This window comes from Xenorhabdus griffiniae, from assembly GCF_015163655.1.
Classification (GTDB): domain Bacteria; phylum Pseudomonadota; class Gammaproteobacteria; order Enterobacterales; family Enterobacteriaceae; genus Xenorhabdus; species Xenorhabdus griffiniae.
Window position 1 is genome coordinate 29,643 of the sequence record NZ_JADEUF010000018.1, and the last position, 17,142, is coordinate 46,784.

General features: G+C 46.6%; 15 protein-coding genes and 1 tRNA gene. 5 read left to right on the plus strand and 11 right to left on the minus strand.

From position 1 onward, the window contains the following. Positions 1-79: 79 nt before the first annotated feature. Entirely contained in the window at positions 80-1,078 is a 999-nt protein-coding gene (yhjD, locus tag IQ211_RS04950) for an inner membrane protein YhjD (RefSeq protein WP_189759239.1), read from the plus strand. 55 nt (positions 1,079-1,133) lie between these two features. Beyond that, a complete protein-coding gene (locus tag IQ211_RS04955) occupies positions 1,134-1,340 on the plus strand; it encodes a 2-hydroxymuconate tautomerase family protein (protein WP_045957420.1) in 207 nt (68 codons plus the stop codon). 93 nt (positions 1,341-1,433) lie between these two features. Here IQ211_RS04955 and IQ211_RS04960 read toward each other — a convergent pair whose 3' ends face one another. The 8 genes from IQ211_RS04960 to dppA all read right to left on the minus strand — a co-directional run bounded on the left by IQ211_RS04960 (position 1,434) and on the right by dppA (position 11,865). Next, positions 1,434-3,578 (minus strand): phosphocholine-specific phospholipase C, encoded by a 2,145-nt coding sequence (locus IQ211_RS04960; RefSeq protein ID WP_189759240.1) that lies wholly within the window; start codon positions 3,576-3,578, stop codon positions 1,434-1,436. A 94-nt stretch (positions 3,579-3,672) separates the two neighbouring features. Continuing rightward, complete coding sequence (locus IQ211_RS04965) at positions 3,673-5,142, minus strand: insulinase family protein (protein WP_189759241.1); 1,470 nt, start codon at positions 5,140-5,142, stop codon at positions 3,673-3,675. Positions 5,143-5,248: 106 nt separating this feature from the next. Further along, on the minus strand, positions 5,249-5,956 hold the full coding sequence (locus IQ211_RS04970) for a HAMP domain-containing protein (RefSeq protein WP_189759252.1): 708 nt from the start codon (positions 5,954-5,956) through the stop codon (positions 5,249-5,251). Positions 5,957-6,174: 218 nt separating this feature from the next. After that, entirely contained in the window at positions 6,175-7,191 is a 1,017-nt protein-coding gene (dppF, locus tag IQ211_RS04975) for a dipeptide ABC transporter ATP-binding subunit DppF (protein ID WP_189759242.1), read from the minus strand. Further along, positions 7,188-8,168: a dipeptide ABC transporter ATP-binding protein gene (dppD, locus tag IQ211_RS04980; protein ID WP_189759243.1), complete on the minus strand. Its 981-nt coding sequence runs from the start codon at positions 8,166-8,168 to the stop codon at positions 7,188-7,190. Before dppD ends, dppF begins: the two co-directional genes overlap by 4 nt. Positions 8,169-8,180: 12 nt before the next feature. After that, entirely contained in the window at positions 8,181-9,083 is a 903-nt protein-coding gene (gene dppC, locus IQ211_RS04985) for a dipeptide ABC transporter permease DppC (RefSeq protein WP_189759253.1), read from the minus strand. A gap of 9 nt (positions 9,084-9,092) precedes the next feature. Then, a complete protein-coding gene (dppB, locus tag IQ211_RS04990; RefSeq protein WP_189759244.1) occupies positions 9,093-10,112 on the minus strand; it encodes a dipeptide ABC transporter permease DppB in 1,020 nt (339 codons plus the stop codon). Between the two features lie 142 nt (positions 10,113-10,254). Then, positions 10,255-11,865: a dipeptide ABC transporter periplasmic-binding protein DppA gene (dppA, locus tag IQ211_RS04995; RefSeq protein WP_189759245.1), complete on the minus strand. Its 1,611-nt coding sequence runs from the start codon at positions 11,863-11,865 to the stop codon at positions 10,255-10,257. A 451-nt stretch (positions 11,866-12,316) separates the two neighbouring features. Here dppA and IQ211_RS05000 point away from each other — a divergent pair, with 451 nt between their 5' ends. Both IQ211_RS05000 and IQ211_RS05005 read left to right on the plus strand, forming a co-directional pair. After that, positions 12,317-12,550, plus strand: coding sequence for a type II toxin-antitoxin system Phd/YefM family antitoxin (locus tag IQ211_RS05000; RefSeq protein WP_189759246.1), 234 nt, complete (start codon positions 12,317-12,319; stop codon positions 12,548-12,550). Continuing rightward, positions 12,547-12,933 carry a type II toxin-antitoxin system VapC family toxin gene (locus tag IQ211_RS05005; RefSeq protein WP_189759247.1) on the plus strand — a complete coding sequence of 129 codons (387 nt, stop codon included), beginning with the start codon at positions 12,547-12,549 and terminating at the stop codon, positions 12,931-12,933. Before IQ211_RS05000 ends, IQ211_RS05005 begins: the two co-directional genes overlap by 4 nt. Positions 12,934-13,028: 95 nt before the next feature. Here the strand turns inward: IQ211_RS05005 and IQ211_RS05010 are convergent. The 3 genes from IQ211_RS05010 to glyQ all read right to left on the minus strand — a co-directional run bounded on the left by IQ211_RS05010 (position 13,029) and on the right by glyQ (position 16,198). Beyond that, a tRNA-Pro gene (locus IQ211_RS05010) sits at positions 13,029-13,105 on the minus strand. 105 nt (positions 13,106-13,210) lie between these two features. Continuing rightward, the gene (gene glyS / locus IQ211_RS05015) at positions 13,211-15,280 is read right to left on the minus strand and encodes a glycine--tRNA ligase subunit beta (protein WP_189759248.1); all 2,070 of its coding nucleotides are present in this window, start codon (positions 15,278-15,280) and stop codon (positions 13,211-13,213) included. Positions 15,281-15,289: 9 nt separating this feature from the next. Beyond that, a complete protein-coding gene (gene glyQ, locus IQ211_RS05020; protein ID WP_189759249.1) occupies positions 15,290-16,198 on the minus strand; it encodes a glycine--tRNA ligase subunit alpha in 909 nt (302 codons plus the stop codon). A gap of 193 nt (positions 16,199-16,391) precedes the next feature. Here glyQ and IQ211_RS05025 point away from each other — a divergent pair, with 193 nt between their 5' ends. Then, on the plus strand, positions 16,392-16,991 hold the full coding sequence (locus tag IQ211_RS05025; protein ID WP_189759250.1) for a DNA-3-methyladenine glycosylase I: 600 nt from the start codon (positions 16,392-16,394) through the stop codon (positions 16,989-16,991). Positions 16,992-17,142: the final 151 nt, after the last annotated feature.

Genomic DNA, 17,142 nt, shown 5'->3' on the forward strand with positions numbered 1-17,142 from the left:
CGTATTCCCTCACCAGTTGCCTTTTCCATTTTGCCTGTTACTCTTTTTTCGCATACATATTTTTTCGCTAGGGGATGTAATGCCAGGTAACCATGAAAACAGGGAACAATTCAATACAGGGAAAAATCTGACACCGTTAGAGAAAGGGCTATATGGCAGTAAAAAAGCTCTTTCCGTCACCATCCGTATTGGCAATGCTATCCGCCGTATTCCTTTTATCGCCCACTTTATTAGGGCGGCACAACGTTTTAACGACCGCATGGGGAGTCAATTTGGCGCGGCCATTACCTATTTTTCGTTTCTATCCTTAATCCCCATTTTGATGCTCTCTTTTGCCGTCGCCGGTTTTGTGCTGGCCTCCAATCCTGACCTGCTGACACGTTTGATTAATGGCATCGCCAATAGCATCAGTGATCCCGCTCTCGCCAATACCCTGAAAAACAGCGTAGACACGGCAATCAACCAAAGAACAACCGTGGGATTGACCGGTCTGGCGATCGCACTTTATTCAGGGATGAACTGGGTTGGAAATTTACGCGAGGCAATACTCGCCCAATCCAGGGATGTCTGGGAACGCAATCATGAAGATAAAGAGAAAATTTACTTTCAATATATTCGCGACTTTTTCTCTTTATTCGGTCTGTTATTTGCGTTGGTCATTACCCTTTCGCTAACTTCCATAGCAGGTTCTGCCCAAGCCACTATCGTCCACGCCCTCGGACTGGAAGGCATAGAATGGCTCCGGCCAGCATGGACATCAATTGGCATGACGATTTCCATTTCAGCCAATTATTTGTTATTTCTATGGATATTGTGGATCTTGCCGCGTCATCGCCCTGAAAGAAAAGCGCTGTTTAAAGGCACCCTCATGGCCGCCATCGGGTTTGAAATCATTAAATCTATTATGACGATGATGCTGCCCCGCCTTGCCAGCTCCCCTTCGGGTGCTGCTTTTGGTTCGGTGATTGGTTTAATGGCATTCTTCTATTTTTTCGCCCGTTTGACGCTATTTTGCGCCGCCTGGATCGCCACTGCGGAAGAAAAGAAGCCAGATAAACATCCATATCTCAATCAATAAGACTGTTTTTTGCTGTACCCACTATCTATAACAAACCCAAAAAGGAGTCATTTTTATGCCATTTGTGAACATCAGAATTACCCGCGAAGGCGCCACCGCTGAGCAGAAAAAACAACTGATTGAAGGTGCAACCCAATTGCTGGTAGATGTACTTGGGAAAAACCCGGCAACAACCTTTGTCATCATTGATGAAGTCGAAACAGATAACTGGGGCATTGGTGGTAAAAACGTGACTGAGTTACGGGCTGCCGCGAAGAAGTAAATTAAGGGTTTCGATTAATTAAATCGGGGCGGGTTAAACCGCCCCTTGAGACGATAGATAGAATCCATTTTTTGCATATCAAGCTCGATTATCTTATGCCTTTCCCATCAACGGATCGCTGATGCTGTGCTCACCGTTTTCCAGTCTGCCAGCCAGACGACGGTGCCATCCTTTCGGCCCCGCCAGCGAAATATCGTACCAGCCACCACTGATGTGAGTGTCAAAAATCTGGCTGTGACAGCTTCCTGCTGGCATTTTAATGTGCCACGGTCCCTGCAATGTATAAGGGCAGCGCTTTATGATGATCTCCACCGTTTTGTCACCCGGATTGTTCAGTTCCAGTTGCAGGCAAGTATCATTCATGATTTGACTCACTTCTGGCTGCCGCTGTGTCAGTGAACCACTCAGTGCACGATGAAAACCATTGGGTCCTAGCAACCAGAGATCATAGTTATCTGCCGCCTGCCAGTCATCACTGAGCGATTTACCGGCTTCAACGGTATAACGCCGCGGGATATCACCCAGATGTAGCTTATCGTAAACATGGAATACCACACCCTGTTCGCCCATGTTGTGAAAGCTCAGGTTCAGTAAACCCTTGTCAGGGTAAGCCGAGGCTTCAACATTAAGCCGATAAGGTAACGCACGGGACAGGCGACTCTGTCGCTGTTGATACGGCAACTGCTGCTTCCCAACCTCCGGTAACGGCACCGGTGGTAACGCCTCCTGACTCATGCGCAGGTTGTCTGCTTTCCGTCGCGTGATGGCAGGCAAACGGGGTACTTCATTGTTGGGATTGGCAAAGTTGAACGCTGAAGTGAGATCACCGCACACTGCACGCCGCCAGGCGCTGATATTCGGCTCGCGTACCCGGAAGCGTTTCTCTAAAAACTGTAGGACTGAGGTGTGGTCGAATACCTGTGAGTTAACCCAACCGCCACGACTCCAGGGTGACAAAATCAGCATCGGTACTCTCGGCCCAAGACCATAAATGCGCCCGTCTGGTGGTGGCTGCTGATGCGATCCCTCTGGGGCTACGTGTTGGAAGATTTCAGTGTCGAAGGGTAGCGTGGATTTGCCAGCGAAACTACCGTCTTTCCGTAACGACGGTGCGGAGGGTGAAGGCATGTGGTCAAAAAAACCATCATTCTCATCGAAATTCACCAGCAATACCGTCTTGCTCCACACCTGCGGGTCATCTGTCAGCGCATTGAGGATCTCCTGAATGAACCAGCCCCCCTGCACAGGGCAGGAAGGCCCTGGATGCTCACAATAGGCTTCCGGTGCAACAATCCAGCTTACCTGCGGCAATCTGCCCTTTTTCACCTCGGCGCGAAATCCAGCCAGTATCATCTCCAGTTCGTTACCACTGACAGCCGGCAGAGTATTACCGTTGCCCTTATACAATGGAATTTTTTCGTTAAGTTCATCACTGTAAGGTACAAAGTCGTGGAAACCTTCCGGCGGTTGTGCCGGATTACCAGCCGCGACGCTCGCGGCACGGTACTGGCGGAAACCAGCCAACGGGTTATCACCGAAGTTGTCTGGCAGGTATTGATAAATTTTCCAGCTAATGCCGTTCTCCTCTAGTCGTTCCGGATAGGTTTTCCATGTATATCCTTCCTCTGGAAGACCGGGAGAATCCCATTCGTTGACCACTGCGGCAACGTTAGCGGCACTGGGACCGTTGGTGCCGGTCCAGAGGAACAAACGATTGGGATCGGTACCGGCATGGATCGAACAATGGTATGCGTCACACAAGGTGAAGGCATTGGCCAAAGCAAACTGGTACGGCAACTCAGCCTGGCAGTAATAACCCATTGAGTGTGTCGTTTTATAGGTTGGCCAAGCACTCATACAGCCATTATCCCAAGCGGAGTGTGCATCATTCCAGGAATGAGGCGTACCTGTCACCCGCTGTGCATTACCGCGTCGGCTATCCAAATGATAAGGCAAGACCAGCCGCCCAACTCCCTGCTGCTGCCAAATGTTGCGCCCACCGGAGAGTGGAATGGTGATACGGTCGCTAAAGCCGCGTACGCCAGGTAACGTGCCGAAATAATGGTCGAAGGAGCGGTTTTCCTGCATCAGGATCACCACATGTTCTACATCATCAATAGTTCCGGTACGGTTATTGGCGGGTATGGCTAGCGCCTTGCGAATCGAAGCGGGCAGTAATGAACTCGCAGCTCCGATCGCAGCTGCTTGTAATATTTTTCTGCGTGAAAAGTCGGGCATAAGTTTTAACCTCCTGAGACAAGTTCTGCAAAGAGTCTCGAGGGTAATGCCCAAATATTACTGGGAAATGAAACCAGAGCACTTGTTTACCCTCTTACTCCCCATCATTCACTGTTTTAGGCTCTTTCGGTTTCTCCGGCTGTGGGCCCGGTCTCATAATTTGGTTAAAGCTATTTTTGATGTGATTAACATCAATCGTCGCTTCACCTTTTGGTTGCACCAGAATAAAAGAGATGTCTTGAGACAACATCTCTTGCAGCTTTTTATTCAAAAGTTGTGGTGTCAGGGAGGATAAAAACGCTTGCCTTAACCGCTGGAATTGTTCAGGAGCGATATCTATCACATTATTCTGCTGTGACAACAGACGTTGGTTTATCAAAATATCGGTATCCGTGCGGGCATACATGGCGAATAGTTGCTGGAGCTGACCCCGCTTCTGAGCATAGAGCTCATCAAATTGTGCCTGCGGCAATCCATTTTCCCGTAATGATGACAGTTGGGAGGCCAGATAAAGCGTGGATTTCATCAGCTTATCCGCAGGGGAATCCAGATTTAAGGAGCAGTTCGCCCGCTGGTATAACACATGGCAATTCAGACCTAATTGCATGTCATCCTGCTTGTCTTTAAGCCCCAATTGCAGGTAATGATAAAGTGCTTCACGCGCCAGATCATTTAACCAGTACTGAATCAGAGTTTGCGAATCGTTAATCGGCAACCAGTTCAGATTCCAGGTCAAAGACAAGCGATCCTGTTTGGTCTTCTCACTCACTACACCAATCGTTGCTGCTTTCAGCGGCAGTAAGGTAGGAACAGGCTCTGGTGTCTGCCGTTTTCCCGCCAATGAGGCAAAGACCTGATTAATCCGCTCCGACAGTAATCGGTTGTCAACATGTCCTGCGACATATAGCGTCATCGCATCCGGCGTGTACCATTGATGATAAAAATCTTCGACTTTTTTTACATTGACAGGCACTGATACAGACATCCCAGGATCATGATCGATAAGCGTTGAACCTTGCAGGCGCATACGCCACACGGGATCTTGAATATCGGATGGGAAAGTCGTCACAAGATATTTATCCCCTTTCATAGCCTGTGCCAGTGTCTCTGGTGTAAATACCGCACCACCAGCAATATCGGATAACCATATCAATGCATCTTGCAATAGATCGGGACGATTATTTGGCAGACTCAGACTGTAAAGGGTGAAATCATAGGAAACAATGGCAGGCGGAAAGAGATTTTTAGTATCTATCGCATTGTGCCATAGCTTTTCCAGTTTCTGCGATGATAAAACTTTGCTGCTGGATAAGACGATTTTCGGAATCAGGTAGGTATAGCCCCGTTGTTGGGTTTTCTCAGACAATGAACCCGTCTTTACTAATAACCGCAACTGTATTCTGTCATTAGGCCGCTGTGGTGTTTGCAGGATTTGCCAGCTAAAGCCATTTTCAAGTTTGCCTTGTTGCCAGGCTGGATCAGGTTGCAAGGTTTCAGCCTGTGCCAAACAAGTTGTAGCCAGAATCGCACCACCAATAAGATATCCGATTTTGTTACCCTGCATTCTCACTTACCCCTACCTGTTTAATTTTATCCTGCAAAACCTAAGACAATCATTCATCCCTGAATATTATCATTAAGGCTTAGACCGTTATTCATCTTGTAAGGTTTCATTTTGATGGTGTTTTCTGCTTATTAACTTGACGATTATAACCTTTTACCAGCAACCCCAACTCATCATCCTGATGGCTTTTAGGGCAAGACATAATCTCTGGCGGCTGTTCTTCATTCAGTTCCCGCGCAACATCGCGCAATGGATGGATGATAATGCGATTTACGCACCAGCTTATCGACACCGTAAGAATAAGTGCAAGTAATAAATAAGTAGTCAACATTAATGCAAGTGTATTCAAGGCAAAACGATATACCCGATTGGAATCAACCTGCAAAATAAGGTGCCCCTGTGATTGTGCTGTTTTTGGCGCAACACCATAAACATAGAGAGGAATATTGACCTCAACAGGGATACCAAAAACCTTCTTTGCCAGTTCAGGTATGGGACGATGAGTGGCAAAATCCAGACTCATTACCCGAACGTTATCAGGTAATAACACATCGGCCCGCCCCAGAATGCCCGAGGTCTTCAACCCAATCAACAGCGTTTTCGCTTTATTGAGATCTGAACTCAACAACGCTTCCGCCAAAGGTGTCTGGATCTGTACGGCTGCATTGTTAAGTTGGCTGATATAGTCATCTTTCCGCTGCTGCAATAGGTGAGACAACTGGATGGTGATGAAAATGGCAATGGTAACCAAAGTGACTCCTGTCACTGCGGCCATCTGTTTAATGGTTAACGAACGTTTGACACGCAATTTCATCTTATCCAAACCAATACCAACTAATAATGAAAACACTGACCAACACATCTTAATAATTGAGTGAGTATACTTGATTTTACTTGCGGGCGTCTTATTTTGATGAATAGCAATGCAACAGAGAAAATGACCGAGATACAACGGAATCGTGCAATAAAGTGATTGTCCACTACAGCTCACTCTACTACAACGCTTATACGTTATACCACGGTCAGATATGATTAGGTCGATGAATTTAGATCCTGTTCGATCGCAAAACACGCGATCAGTTGTCCGTCATATTGCCTTAATTTAGGCTGGGATTGAGTACACAGGCTAAATGCCCGACGACAACGGGCAGCAAAAGCACACCCTACCGGCGGATTCATTGGGCTTGGCAGTTCTCCCGTCAGTTTAATGCGTTCACGGCGCAGCTCAGGATTCAGGCGCGGTGTGGCTGACAACAACGCCTGTGTATAAGGATGGCACGGATTGTTGAAAATCATTTCCTTACTGCCTTTTTCCACACAGCGCCCTAAATACATCACCATCACTTCATCAGCAATATGTTCGACGACCGAAAGATCATGGGATATAAAGACGTAAGACAATCCCAGCTCCTGCTGCAAATCCATCATCAGGTTCAGAACCTGCGCCCGCACTGAAACATCCAACGCTGAAACTGGTTCATCTGCAATCACCACGTCCGGGTTTAACATTAACCCGCGGGCAATGGCGATACGCTGACGCTGACCACCAGAAAACATATGTGGATAACGTGCATAATGTTCCGGTTTTAGTCCCACTTTCTCCATCATCTGCAAGACTTTTTCCTTGCGTTCGCTCGCGGTCAGTGAAGTATTAATCAGCAATGGCTCTTCCAGAATCTGGCCCACTTTTTTACGCGGATTTAGGGAAGCGTAAGGATTTTGAAATACAATCTGGATTTTCTGGCGACGAAGTTTTTCTGCTTCTTTATTTGGCACCAGGAGATCTTGTCCCAGATAATAAAGCTCCCCATCTGTCGGTTTTTCAATCATGGTCAACAGACGGCCCAATGTGGATTTTCCACAGCCCGACTCGCCAACAACCGCCAACGTCTTACCTTTTTCCAGTTCAAATGAGACACCATCCAATGCCTTAACCATACGCTCAGGCGAGAATAAACCGGTTTTCACCGGATAATACTTCTTCAATTCCGTGGCCTTCAGTAAAATTGTTGTCGCCTTTTCTTGTTCTCTGTTTTGTTGAATGTTCATACTGTTGGCCTCCCCTCATCATCCAGTGGCATGTGACATTTAACCTGACGCCCACTCATTGATTTCAATGGCGGCTCCTCCTGACGACAATGCGCATTGGCATAGGGGCAACGGGGGTTGAGCAAGCATCCCATTGGGCGATCATATTTTCCGGGAACAACTCCAGGTAACGATGCCAAACGGGATTTGTCCACCGCAAATTCCGGCAATGCCCGCAATAATGCTTGTGTATAAGGATGGCGGGGTGCACGGAAGATTTCCGTTGCCTTGCCAATTTCCACCACCTGTCCGGCATACATCACAATAATATGATGGGCTGCTTCTGCCACCAGCGCCAAATCATGGGTGATCAAGAGTAAGGCCATATTTTCCCGTTGTTGCAATTCCAGCAACAACTCAATGATTTGCGCCTGAATGGTGACATCCAGAGCCGTCGTCGGTTCATCGGCAATCAGGAGCTTCGGCCGACACGCGATAGCCATCGCGATCATCACGCGCTGACTCATCCCTCCCGATAATTGATGCGGATAAACATCCAGACGAGAAGCCGGATCGGGAATACCCACTTGAGTCAATAAGTCGATTGCCCGCTGGTGTCGCGTTTTTCGATTGCCGCCTTGATGGACTTTCAAGGCCTCCATAATCTGATAACCGACGGTATAGCACGGGTTCAAACTGGTCATGGGATCTTGGAAAATCATCGCGATTTCCGCCCCCACCAACTGCCGACGCTCTTTTTCTGAAATTTTGGTCAGGTCACAGCCATCAAATTCCATTTTTTCGGCCATCACTTTGCCCGGATAATCAATCAGCCCCATAATCGCCAATGAACTGACGGACTTACCTGAGCCAGATTCTCCAACAATACCGACAACTTCTCCCTGCTCAACACGGTAGCTAATACGGTCAACAGCGCGGAATGGTGCATCTTCATCCCCGAAATGCACCGATAATTGATCTATATTCAATAATGCCATTTCACAATCCCCCTACTGCTTGAGCTTGGGATCAAGTGCATCACGCAACCCGTCACCCATCAGGTTAAATGCCAGAACTGTCAACAAAATAGCCAGCCCCGGAAAGGTCACAACCCACCACGCACTCTGGGTAAATTGCAAAACATCGGCCAACATGGTTCCCCATTCTGGCGTTGGTGGCTGTGCCCCCATTCCCAGAAACCCTAAGGCCGCCATATCAAGAATAGCGTTCGAAAACCCTAATGACGCTTGCACAATCAACGGCGCAAGGCAGTTTGGCAGGATATTGATGAACATCTGGCGTATGGCTCCCGCACCAGCAACTTGGGACGCCGTCACATAATCACGGTTAACTTCTACCAGTACCGCCGCCCTTGTCAGACGTATATAGTGAGGCAAAGCGACAAAAGTCAGTGCCAATGACGCATTGACAATTGATGGACCAAAGATCGCCACCAGTACTAACGCCAGCAGCAGGCTTGGTAAGGCCAACATAATGTCGACGATACGCATGATAATGGTATCCACCATACCACCGAAATAGCCGGCCAATACTCCCAGAATGATGCCCATAATGAGTGACATCACCACGACCAGACAGCCAACCAACAATGAAAGGCGTGCGCCATACATTAAGCGGGACAGGATATCGCGCCCAACATCATCAGTGCCGAGAATAAATTGCCAGCTTCCACCCTCCTGCCATACCGGTGGCATCAGTAAGGAATCGCGGAATTGTTCTGCTGGACCATGTGGTGCTAATACCCCCGCCAATACTGCGACCAGCAGCATCAGGATAATATAGACAAAGCCAATCACTGCGCCTTTGTTACGCTTAAAGTAGTGCCAAAACTCCTGTATCGGCGTCATTAATTTCGGTGCACCCGATACCACAGGCTCAGTTGTTTGAGTCATCATGTGCTCCTATTTCTTATGACGAATACGTGGATTGACGATGCCATACAGCAAATCAACCACCAGATTGACCAGAATAATCATGGTTGCCACCAACAATACCCCGCCCTGTACCACCGGATAGTCACGACGTTGCAGGGCATCAATCAACCAACGCCCTAATCCTGGCCATGAGAAAATGGTTTCTGTCAGAATGGCACCCGCCAACATGATGCCTACTTGCAAACCAATCACCGTGACGACGGGTAATAATGCATTACGCAGCGCATGGACAATAATGACACGAATGCGGCTCAGCCCTTTTGCCCTGGCAGTACGGATATAATCTTCACCCAACACTTCCAGCATGGAAGAACGTGTCATACGCACGATAACGGCTAATGGGATCGTTCCCAGCACAATGGCAGGCAGGATCATGTGCATGACAGCATCAGTGAAATCGCCCTCCTCACCCCAAATCAGCGTATCGATCAGCATAAAACCCGTTAGAGGATTGCTGTCATCAAGAAACACACTATCACTGATTCGGCCAGAAACAGGGGTTAAGTTCCAATGCACGGAAACCAGCATGATCAGCATGATCCCCCACCAGAAAATTGGCATAGAATAGCCGGTCAATGACAAACCAATCGCTGTGTGGTCAAAGACAGAACCCCGCTTGACTGCCGCTAATACTCCGACTGGAATACCGACAGCGATGGCAAACAACATGGCACAGATACCCAATTCAAAAGTCGCTTTAAAACGTGGGACAAACTCATCCCACACAGGAATGCGGCTTTTTAACGAGATCCCCAAATCACCATGTAATACACCATTGATGTAATGAAAATATTGCTCCCAGAGAGGCTTATCCAATCCCATTTCAGCCAGTAATTGGGCATGACGCTCAGCAGAAATCCCACGCTCTCCCGCCATAATCAGCACGGGATCACCAGGTATCATGTGTACGAACGCGAAAGTCAGCAGCGTAATACCAATAAACGTCGGGATCACTAATCCCAGACGCCGGAGGATAAATTGCAGCATATCCTGAGTTCCCTTTTTAAATACCAGTGCGGCTCTTCGGACCGCTTGGTGTCTACAGAGTCAACTTGCCCATCAGAGAAGCGAAACCATCCCCACAGAAAATTCTGGGGGATGGTTAATCACAACAGCTCAACAGCAAGAATTATTTGAGATCAACATCATAGAAAAGATGTCTGCCTAGTGGATCAACCACATATCCTGTCACTTCTTTACGAATTGGTTCATAAACCGTGGAATGGGCAATGATCAACGCAGGCATTTGTTCATGCATGACAACCTGCGCTTGCTTATAAAGTTCTGTACGTTTGTTAACATCAGCGGTTGTACGTGCGGGTTGGATAACATCCTCAAATGGCTTGTAACACCATTTTGAATAGTTAGAACCGTTACTTTTAGCTGCACAACTAAACAGGGTTGCGAAGAAGTTATCAGGATCACCGTTGTCTCCTGTCCACCCCATCATCACGGTCTTCGGTTCACCATCTTTGGCTCGTTTCAGGTATTCACCCCATTCATAGCTGACAATCTTGGCTTTGACACCAATTTTCGCCCAATCAGCCTGAATCATTTCCGCCATACGACGGGCATTCGGATTATATGGACGCTGTACAGGCATCGCCCACAGATCGGTTTCGAAACCATTCGCGAAGCCAGCTTCTTTCAACAATTCCTTAGCCTTGGCGGGATCATAAGAGTAGTCTTTGATATCTGAGTTATAGCCCCACATAGTAGGCGGGATCAGGTTTTTCGCTTTCTGCCCAGCGCCCTGATAGACAGCATCAATGATGGCATCTTTATTCACTGCCATCGCCAATGCCTGACGCACTTTCACGTTATCCATTGGCGGCTTGGTGACATTGAAAGAAAGATATCCCACATTCAAACCAGCCTGTTCCATCAAGGCAATATTTTTATCCTGCTTCATGCGGGATATATCCGCAGGGTTTGGATACGGCATAACCTGACATTCGTTTTTCTGTAATTTTGCATAACGTACCGAAGCATCAGGCGTAATAGAAAAAACTAGGCGGTCGATTTTTGCTGGCCCTTCCCAATAATCTTTAAATGCCTTATAAAGAATTCGGGAGTCTTTTTGGTATTGCACGAGTTGGAATGGACCTGTACCAATTGGATTCAGGTCAACTTTCTCAGGTGTTCCCGCTTTCATCATCACATCAGCGTACTCTTTGGACAGAATCGAAGCAAAATCCATCGCCAGATTAGCGATAAAAGGTGCTTCAGGGCGTGACAGGATAAAGCGAACGGTATAATCATCGACTTTTTCTATTTTGCTGATGATATTCCCCATATCCATACCGATGAAATATTCATAGCTGCCCCCCGACACCTGATGGTACGGATGATTTTTATCTTTCTGGCGCATAAAAGTAAAAATCACATCATCAGCATTAAAATCACGGGTAGGTTTGAATTCCTTATTGCTATGCCACTTCACTCCTTTGCGCAAGTGGAAGGTATAAACCTTACCATCGTCACTCACATCCCAGCTTTCGGCCAGACTTGGAATGACGTTAGTTGTACCTGCTTTAAAATCCACCAACCGATTATAAATCTGTCTGGAAGTTGCATCATAAGTTGTACCAGAAGTGAATAACTGTGGGTTGAAACCTTCAGGAGAGCCTTCAGAGCAGTAAACCAACGTTTTTGCCTGAATGCTGGCTGTCACAGCCAATGCGACAAAACCGACACCCAGTTTTAACAAACTGAACTGTTTTTTCTTGGAAATTGTCATTATTTGAACCCCGTTTGTGATATTTAGCTTGTTTTATTGTTTTTCGCTTATCAATTAATCAATTGTTATGCCTGACGTCAACATCATCAAACACAACGTCAGAAACATAAGAAAAACACAAAAGAAAAGAATTATTAACAACCATGGTTAAAAAACATGACAAGAAGCACGTGAAATAGACAAAACAACTAAAAATTAAGCAAATGATAAGAATTAATCTCTAGTGATGATAATTTTGAATTTGTGACCAAATGGTCAAACAATAAGCAACATGGCTTATGAAAGGGTGGAAATTTATAACAGCATAATAAATAGAGAAAAATAATTATTCCTTATGCCCAGTTTCTTTCTGAAATGACCAATATATTACTTAGATGAACATTAGTGATGATATTTTGCTCAAAATTGACTACAATATAACCTTAGCTAACTTAGCTAATGGAGAGAAAGCATGACTATTCAAGCCAATATGCACGAGGCGAAAACACACTTGAGCCAACTGGCAGATAAAGCTGTTGATGGTGAAATTGTTATTATTGCTAAATCTGGAAAACCTTATGTCCAGCTAGTCCCTATTAATCAATCAGATAGAATACCTGGAGGATTCGAAAATACTGTTAGCATAGATGAACAATTTTACGAAGCTGATCACGATATACAGGAAATGTTTGAAGGATCTTTATGAAACGGCTTTTATTAGATACCCACACGCTAATCTGGTGGATAACGGATGATCCATCTTTAGGCAAAATGACAAGAAGTATACTCAGCAAAGGGACAAATAGCGTATTTGTCAGCGCAGTGACTCCTTGGGAAATTTCGATAAAACGTGCATTGGGAAAACTAAAGTTCAATGCTGATTTCGATATTATCATGGAAAAAAATAATTTTATTCCTTTATCAATAACACATGCTCATGCAGAAAGTGCAGGTGATTTACCACGTCATCATGGAGATCCTTTTGATAGGATGCTCATTGTACAATCTCAAATGGAAGGGTTAACACTGGTTTCTGCTGATACTGTCTTTTCGGAATATGGCATTCGAATAATTAATGCCCGACTGTAGACTTGTAAGAAAATAGCAAACTATTTTATTTAATATATATTTATCTGATATATAAGAAAAAACCCCGCTCATAAGAGCAGGGTTTCTATAGATGCTGGTCGGCGAGAGAGGATTCGAACCTCCGACCCACTGGTCCCAAACCAGTTGCGCTACCAAGCTGCGCTACTCGCCGAAAACGAAGCGCATCTTACTGCCAGAGCCACAAACCGTCAATACCTTTTTCAAGATAAGTGATTGTTTGATGATAAACCATCCAACATGGCTGTTGTGGCCGATATTACTGGAGCAGAGAAATATCTGCGACACGCAAGAACAAGTCACGCAATTCACTTAATAGCGTCAAGCGATTAATCCTGACTTGGCTGTCTTCATCCATAACCATCACATTGTCGAAGAACGCATCCACCACTTCACGCAGGGAAGCCAATTCAACCAGCGCATCCTGATAGTTGCCTGCGGAAAACAGAGGAGCCAGTTTTTCTTTCAACACCACCAAGTGTGTCGCCAGTTGGATCTCTTCTGCGGCTTTCAATACGGAAGCGAGGACAGTGTCATTCAACGGTTCTGCTGATTTCGCCAGAATGTTGGAAACGCGTTTATTGGCCGCTGCCAGAGAAACGGCTGCATCCAGAGTGCGGAAATGGGTAACCGCTTGCATACGGGCATCAAAATCTGCCGGTTGAGTCGGACGACGCGCCAATACTGCCTGAATAGTATCCACGCTATACCCCAGCTCTTGATACCAGGCACGGAAGCGACCAAGCATAAACTCGACCACATCATCCACCGCTTTTTCGTTGGTCAGCTTGTCGCCATACAGACGCACCGCTTCTTCTGTCAACGTTTGGAGATCAAGAGGCAATTTTTTCTCAACAATAATGCGCAGAACCCCCAGGGCCGCACGGCGCAAAGCGAACGGATCTTTATCCCCTTTCGGATGCTGACCAATCCCAAAGATCCCAGCCAAAGTATCCATTTTATCTGCAATGGCAACGGCACAGGAAACCCCCGTTGATGGCAGTGCATCACCAGAGAAACGTGGCTGATACTGCTCATTCAGTGCCAGAGCCACATCTTCCGCTTCGCCGTCATGACGTGCATAGTGCATTCCCATTACGCCCTGCGTATCGGTGAATTCGAACACCATATTGGTCATCAGGTCACATTTGGACAATAGACCCGCACGAGTCGCATGATTGACATCTGCACCGATTTTTTCCGCAATCCAACCAGCCAAGGCTTGAATACGATCTGTTTTGTCACGCAAGGTTCCCAATTGTTTCTGGAACAACACGGTTTCCAAACGCGGCAAATTGTCTTCCAAACGTTGTTTACGGTCAGTCTTGAAGAAGAATTCCGCATCCGCCAGACGTGGACGAACCACTTTTTCATTACCTGAAATAATTTGCTGAGGATCAGAAGATTCAATATTGGTGACAAAAATAAAGTTCGCCATCAATTTGCCGGCCTTGTCGTAAACCGGGAAATATTTCTGGTCACCTTTCATGGTATAAACCAGCGCTTCAGCAGGAACTTGCAGGAATTTTTCTTCGAATTTCGCCGTCAAGACAACCGGCCATTCCACCAGAGAAGTCACTTCTTCCAGCAAACTGTCGCTCAGATCCGCTACACCACCAAGCTGCATTGCGGCTTGTTCGGCATCACGCTTGATCATCGCCTTACGAGCTTCATAATCCGCGATAACACGACCACGCTCCTGCAAAATAGCGGGATACTGCTGTGCATTCTCAAGGGTAAACTCCGCCTCACCCATAAAACGGTGACCACGAATGATGCGATCCGATTGAATCCCCAGAATTTCGCCTTCAACCACCTCGCTGTCCAGCAGCATAGTGACCGTATGTACCGGACGAACAAACTGAGTCTGTTTATCGCCCCAACGCATCAACTTAGGGATCGGCAACTTACTCAGCGAACTGCTCACCATATCCGCCAGCAGCGCTTTTGCTTCACGGCCTTTAACCTGAGCGCGATAGAGCAGCCATTCCCCTTTATCCGTTACCATGCGTTCAGCCTGATCAACGGTGATACCACAACCACGCGCCCAACCCTCTGCCGCTTTGGTTGGTTTACCTTCTGCATCGAACGCCTGAGCAATCGCAGGGCCACGCTTTTCAACTTCACGATCAGCCTGTGCTGCCGCCAAATTGGCGACTTTCAGCGCCAAACGACGAGGAGCCGCAAACCAGCTAACTTCACCATGACCCAGATTGGCATTATTCAGTTCAGCTTCAAAATTGGCCGCAAAAGACTCAGCCAATGAACGCAGTGCCTTTGGTGGCAACTCTTCTGTGCCGATTTCCACAAGGAAAGTCTGTTGAATCATGATGGCCTCTTATTTCTTGTTACACATAGGGAAGCCAAGCGCCTCGCGGGAGGCATAATAAGCTTCAGCAACCGCTTTAGTCAGGGTACGGATGCGCAGGATATAGCGCTGACGTTCAGTCACGGAAATCGCTTTACGGGCATCCAGCAAATTGAAGGTATGACCCGCCTTTAAAATGCGCTCATAAGCCGGCAATGGCAGCGGAGTTTCCAGCGCCAGTAATTCCTGTGCCTCTTTTTCGTATTGCTCAAAGCAAGTAAACAGAAAATCCACATCGGCGTGCTCGAAGTTGTAAGTAGACTGTTCAACCTCATTCTGGTGGTAAATGTCACCATAGGTGGTTTTACCCAGTGGGCCATCGCTCCATACCAGATCGTAAACGCTATCCACGCCTTGAATATACATCGCAAGACGTTCCAACCCGTAAGTAATCTCGCCAGTCACAGGCTTACATTCAAGACCACCAACCTGCTGGAAGTAAGTAAACTGAGTCACTTCCATACCGTTCAGCCAGACTTCCCAGCCCAGTCCCCAAGCGCCCAAAGTTGGGTTTTCCCAGTTGTCTTCAACAAAGCGGATATCGTGAATAGTCGGATCGAGTCCTAATTCTTTCAAGGACCCCAGATAGAGCTCCTGAATGTTATCTGGAGATGGCTTGATGATGACCTGAAATTGATAGTAGTGCTGGAGGCGGTTTGGGTTTTCGCCATAACGACCGTCAGTTGGACGACGGGATGGTTGCACATAAGCTGCTGCAATAGGCTCTGGTCCCAAAGCACGCAGACAAGTAATAGGATGAGAGGTTCCTGCGCCGACTTCCATATCCAGTGGTTGGACAATGGTACAGCCTTGACGCGCCCAGTAATCCTGTAATGTCAGGATGAGCCCCTGGAAGGTTTTGGTATCAAACTTTTGCATGTTGAACCCGCACGCGATGCATATGAATTTAAACGAAAGAGGCCAGTATACCCTTTGGACGTAAGATATACAGCACTGATCACCCCCAATTTTATCGCAGTATAAAAAAATCTTATTCAGGTCTCTTTACTTGTATATTTATACAGCTAACATTGATGTAATTATCAACCATTATTTGAGGCAAATACAGTTTATGAGCCAGCAAATAACGCGCTGCGGTTGGGTAACATCCGACCCTGATTATCTGGCCTATCACGACAACGAATGGGGCACCCCTTTAAGAGATAGCCAACAACTTTTCGAACTGATTTGTCTGGAAGGACAACAAGCGGGTTTGTCATGGTTCACTATCCTGAAAAAACGGGAAGGGTATAGAAAATGTTTTCATCATTTTGATCCGGTCAAAATAGCCAAAATGGATGAAACAGACGTTGGAAGACTGATGGAAGAACCAACCATCGTGCGTAATCGTAGCAAAATCAATGCAATTATTCACAATGCTCGCGCTTACCTAAAAATGGCTGAACAAGGTGAAGACTTCAGCGCTTTTATCTGGCGTTTCGTTGATAACTCTCCACAAATTAATCACTGGCAAGATTTATCGGAAGTTCCTGCCAAAACTGCAACTTCCGATGCACTGGCAAAAGCACTGAAAAAGCGGGGATTTAAATTTATTGGCAGTACCACTTGTTATGCGTTTATGCAAGCAGCAGGTTTGGTAAATGATCACCTCGTAAATTGTTTGTGTCGAAAATCGGTTACTGTGATGAAAAATTTAACAATTGCCCCGTAAATCCTCGCCCAATGCGGGCGGGGATATAAGGGGAGCTAGTCCCTGTCTCTTCTACACAAATCCCTCGATTGAATCGAGGGATTTTTTTGAACCTTTTTCTACCTAGCTGATCTCAATAAGAAATACGACGTTGAGGTAACGTATGATGTTT